The 4,613-nt window shown below is 67.8% G+C and carries 5 protein-coding genes and 1 pseudogene; 5 read left to right on the top strand and 1 reads right to left on the bottom strand.

Annotated elements, in window-relative coordinates; translation table 11 throughout:
* The first annotated feature begins 417 nt into the window (after positions 1–417).
* The 5 genes and pseudogenes from ACFWB8_RS36790 to ACFWB8_RS36770 all read left to right on the top strand — a co-directional run bounded on the left by ACFWB8_RS36790 (position 418) and on the right by ACFWB8_RS36770 (position 3,904).
* Positions 418–864 (top strand): hypothetical protein, encoded by a 447-nt coding sequence (locus ACFWB8_RS36790; RefSeq protein ID WP_385237603.1) that lies wholly within the window; start codon positions 418–420, stop codon positions 862–864.
* Positions 861–1,604, top strand: a complete 744-nt coding sequence (locus ACFWB8_RS36785; protein ID WP_385237600.1) for a hypothetical protein — start codon at positions 861–863, stop codon at positions 1,602–1,604. Before ACFWB8_RS36790 ends, ACFWB8_RS36785 begins: the two co-directional genes overlap by 4 nt.
* Before the next feature lie 174 nt (positions 1,605–1,778).
* Positions 1,779–2,534: a transporter substrate-binding domain-containing protein gene (locus tag ACFWB8_RS36780; protein ID WP_385237597.1), complete on the top strand. Its 756-nt coding sequence runs from the start codon at positions 1,779–1,781 to the stop codon at positions 2,532–2,534.
* A gap of 153 nt (positions 2,535–2,687) precedes the next feature.
* Positions 2,688–3,264: pseudogene (locus ACFWB8_RS36775) on the top strand (transposase).
* A 214-nt stretch (positions 3,265–3,478) separates the two neighbouring features.
* Positions 3,479–3,904: a peptidase inhibitor family I36 protein gene (locus ACFWB8_RS36770; protein ID WP_385237594.1), complete on the top strand. Its 426-nt coding sequence runs from the start codon at positions 3,479–3,481 to the stop codon at positions 3,902–3,904.
* A 137-nt stretch (positions 3,905–4,041) separates the two neighbouring features.
* On the opposite strand, the gene ACFWB8_RS36765 is transcribed toward ACFWB8_RS36770, so the two are convergent.
* Positions 4,042–4,470 (bottom strand): hypothetical protein, encoded by a 429-nt coding sequence (locus tag ACFWB8_RS36765; RefSeq protein ID WP_385237591.1) that lies wholly within the window; start codon positions 4,468–4,470, stop codon positions 4,042–4,044.
* Between the last annotated feature and the right edge of the window lie 143 nt (positions 4,471–4,613).

The following is a 4,613-nucleotide window of genomic DNA, read 5'->3' as shown; positions in this document are numbered from 1 at the left end:
CGTGCCGGATTCGATCTCCTCCGCCTGCAGATACTCCTCGCGGACTGAAGAGCGTCACCCTCCGCAACCAACCCACAAGAAGTGGATCAGAACCGCACTCAAAGGCCATTGACACCGTCGGGGGACCGTGGGGCCAGAGAGAAGCCGTTGCCGGTGTATGGGAGTTTCCAGCCTTCGTTCAGGAGTGGAGCGATGGCCGTGGACCGGTTCTGGTGTGCGCCGTTGTGGAGGTAGGCATTGAGCAGGGTAGATCGAAGAGGTCGGGGACCGTCCCCGCGAGCACAGCCGGATCGCACAGCCGGGTTGGCGGCAACACCTGACTTCCGCCGCCTGCTTCTGGATAATGGGCGATCGACGTGGTCCGTGTCACGAGACGACGTTCACGGCCACAGGGCCGAGGATCGGGGGGGACCTTCCATGTCCGAATTGCTGTCAGCCGCCACCGTCATCGCCTCGTTCATCAGCTCAGCGGTAGCGGGTTTCGCGGCCGAAGTGGTCATCACCGCCCAGCGCCGGACAGCCGACCGCGTCGTGGACCGGGGCCGTCTCGTTCTTGACCGAATACTGAGGCGGCATCCCGGCGATCCGGACACCACCTCGCAAGAGGACGCCGTGGTCACCGCCATCGAAGGTCTTTCCGCGGACGACAGGCTGATCCTGGAGAGCGCGATCGGCGCCTGGATCGGCGACCGCGGCAACCTGAGCGCGGCCGCCCTCGAGCACCGGATCAGGCTCGCCGGGGACGATTCCTCATCCGACACGTTCCATGTGTCCACGTCCGGCGACAACTCGCCGGCGATCGGCCAGATCAAGCACGGGAACGTGTACTTCGGCACCCCTCCGCAAAGAGACGGAAGCCGTTGACGGAGCACGGCAGCGGCGACAACATCCATGTGCGGACGGACGGCAGGGGTGCGCCGGCGATCGGCAAGGTGAGCCGGCTCTTCCTCAGCGTCTTCGCCGGTGACGTCAGCGATCTCACCGGCAGGGCCAAGCCCTGGAGCGGCTGGAACTGGCCGCCCTTCGTCCTCGTGGTGGGGCTGGGTTCCACCGCACTGATCACCGCACCGGTCGGCCCGGCACGCCAGTTCCAGTGGGTGTGGGCCGCCCTGGCGGTCTCCGTCGCCATGTCGTTCGTCCGTGTGGTGGGAGTCCCCGGCGGTCGCCGGTCCGCCCTCTGGCGGCCCTTGCTGACGGCATCGTCGCTGCTCCTGGCGGTCGTGGGCCTGACCGCCATGCGCTATCTGGCGGATCACGGCGAGATCGCCGTCACCGCCCGGATCTCGCCCTCGACGGCGACGAACGGCTCCACGCTCCAGGTCGTCGTGGACAACGCCCCCCAACGCGCGTACCTCCGCCTGAGGCTGAGCATCGACGACGCGGACGACGCCGGCGATCGCCAGGCGTGTACGCCGGGCGCCACCTACACCGCGCAGCGGGTGGGGGGCGGTGACGCCGGGCCGGCCACCGGAAAGCGGTCCGGTGAAGCCGTCGAGTTCCGCCTCGGAGGCTCACGTGATGACATCCGCGTCCGGGTCACCCTGACCGTCGACGAAGGATGCGCAATGAAGATCGCCGTCACCGATGCCGCACTGCACGACTGAGGAGTGCCGAAGATGCCACACCCACCGCGATCGCGGCGCCCCCAGCCCCTGTCACGGAGGCCCGCAGCCGTCGCGCTGCTGACCGTCGTCGTCCTGAGCGCGGCGCCCGCCTGCACCGAAACCGGATCCGGCTCCGCCACGCGATTCCTGGGCACCGACAGGGTCGCCGTCGCGATGCACAAGGACCTTCCCGGAATTTCCTACAAGATCGGCTACCCGCGATCTGGCTTCGAATCCCTGCTGTACGAGCACCTCAAGGATGAATTCGAGGGCGAAGGCGCCGTTTTCGGTGAACCGACCGACGTGTCGTCCCAGGACCGGATCCCCCAACTGGTGGGGACGCCAGCGGTGGTGGACCTGACGATCGCCTCGTTCTCCATCACCAAAGACCGCATGGACAAGATCGATTTCGTCGGTCCCTACCTCACCACCTACCAGGGCTTCCTCGTCGCGGCCGACGGGCCGGTCATCGCCTCGCAGAGCGACCTCACCGCAGTGGAGAAGGGCGGCGTCTGCGCGTGGGGCGGCACCACCTCGAAGGAGGCGCTCGAAGCCTACGGAGTGACTCCGAACCTCATGCCCGATGCCGCCTCGTGCGAGACCGCCCTCGCGGACGGCAAGGTCACCGCAATCTCCACCGATCAGGCCATCCTCTACGGCTTCGCCCACAAGCACCCCGGCTGGCGCGTGGAGGGTTACAAGATCGGAGGACCCCAGATGTGGGGGATCGGCATGCGCAAGGACCACCGCCAGGACTGCCACAAGCTGGTTTCGTGGCTGAAGGACTACATCGAAAGCAACGCCTGGATCGACGACATCAGATCGTCCCTGCCCACGCTCGAGGAAAAGGAGCCCGACTGGCCCACGACCTACAAACCGACCGCCGCCACCATCGACGCGTACTCCTGCCGCGACAAACCCACTTTCTGACGCACTCCGCCCGACGTCACCCGGTACACCGGCTCCGAGACACCGGCTCCGAGACACCTGAGTCGGTGTTAAGTCCGGTCTTCCTCGGTCTTGATCGCTCGATCGGGGTACTGATCGTCGTCCGGGCTGCTCGATGGGCATGTCCATGTGGAGATGCGGGGCGTGAAGAGAGAGCCGTACCTCAGCGACCTATCGGACGGGCAGTGGGCGTTGATCGAGCCGATGATCACGGCCTGGAAACAGGAGAGGGTGGCGCGGTCGGCGACCGGATCCCGGGTCCTGCGACCTGAGGGAGGTCGTGAACGCGATCTTCTATCAGAACCGGACGGGCTGTCAGTGGCGCTTGTTGCCGCATGACTTCCCGGCCTGGTCGGCGGTGTTCTACTACTTCCGGCTGTGGCGCGAGGACGGGCTTGACCAGCGGATCCAGGAATTCCTTCGCTGCCAGGTGCGGGAGAAGGCCCGCCGATTAGCCCTCCTGGACATCGACGTCGAGGTCGTCCGCTGCAACCCCGCTGATCAGGGCAAAGGTGTCGTTCCGCAGCCGAAGCGGTGGGTGGTCGAGCAGACGAACGGCACGCTGATGCTCCACCGGCGTCTGACCCGTGAATACGACCACCGGCCCGACACCTCCGCCTCACGCGTCTACTGGGCCTCCACCGCGAACATGGCCCGCCGCCTCACCACACCCACCCCCACCTGGCGCGACACCGTCGGCCTTGCCGCGTGAACATCACCGAACTCCTGGTCGACCATCACGGGACGGCCCGGGCGCATGGTGGCGGTCTGCTCGCTGCAAAGAGATCCGGAGCTGGATCGGGCAGGGGTGCGCTGTACGACCGACTGGCGGCAGGTCGCTGTGGTGGCCTCGCCGCATATAGCTTTCACATGCGTCGATGGACCATCGGCGCCGCGGTCCGTACGTCCCGAGCCCGGAGGGTCCCATGCTTTTCGCCAACTCAGATCCGCCCCGCGCCGTCCGCGCACGCATCGGCACTGCGCTGATGATTCTCCCCGCAGCGGTCGCCGCGTTCGTCATCGCTCCGGCATCGCCCGCCAGCGCCGACTCATCCTGCGGCAACGCGCAGGTCTGCGTCTGGACTGGCACCAACTACACCGGCACGAAGACGACGTACGACCTTGCCGACGCGGTCGATCTCAGCTGCGTGAACGTGACGTTCCAATCATTGAAGATCGGTGCCGGCGCGCTGACGACCACGGCGAACCAGTACGGCGAGGAGAACTGCTCCGCCATCGGCAACCAGGAGCTCACCGTCTCAGCGCTGGGTGTACCCTCGGGCAACCCGGAGACCAACAACGTCTTGGGACAGTTCACCGCGCACTCGGTCTCGTTCCTTCAGATCGCCTGACCGGCAAGCGGCGTGGTGGCCCGTTCCTCTTTACGGGTCGCCATGCCGCAAAGCGGCACAGCCAGCTGCCGAAGCCGTTCCGCGGCCACGCCGCCCGGTCTCTTCACGCGCATAGTCCGCCCTGCGCAAGCCCAGCCTCACCGCGGCCTGGCCCGGGCCCAGCGGCACATGCCGGCCCAGGAGCGCGGCCAGGTCCCGGCGGCGAGCCAGGGTCTCGACCTGGTCCGGGTGCACGTCGGGAACTTGGACGCCCCGCCGAGGTAGACCAGAAGGCCGGCCTTCACCAGGTAGCCGACCGCCGAGGCGGTCGCCCTCGGCCGCCAAAGCGGCAGGGGGACCTCCAGCGCCCGCGTCAGCCGGTCCGCCGCCCACCCCGCCGAGCACGGCCCGCGCAGCGCCGCGCGCACCGCCTCCGCCGCCTCGACCACGGCCCGCGACCACCGGCCCGGCCCGGCGTCCGCCGGCTCGGCCAGGCCCGAGCCGGCCGCCCACCACCAGGCCGCCACCGGCACCCGCAACCGCCCGGCCGCCTGGTAGCCGTCGCACACCTCACGCCGCATGCTCACCACGAAACGCACCTCAAACGCACATCACAGCGGCCCGACCATCGGGCCGGGGAGTGTCATGAATTAGGTGGGTTCCTTCCTCGAAGGAGTCATCTGATGGGTACGACGGCGGGTCACACGATCGGGATGGCCGGCGGCGTGTC

The sequence above is a fragment of the Streptomyces sp. NPDC060031 genome (assembly GCF_042736805.1).
Taxonomy (GTDB): domain Bacteria; phylum Actinomycetota; class Actinomycetes; order Streptomycetales; family Streptomycetaceae; genus Streptomyces.
The sequence above is the reverse complement of the archived record's forward strand: the minus strand, read 5'-3'. Positions and strand labels throughout refer to the sequence as shown.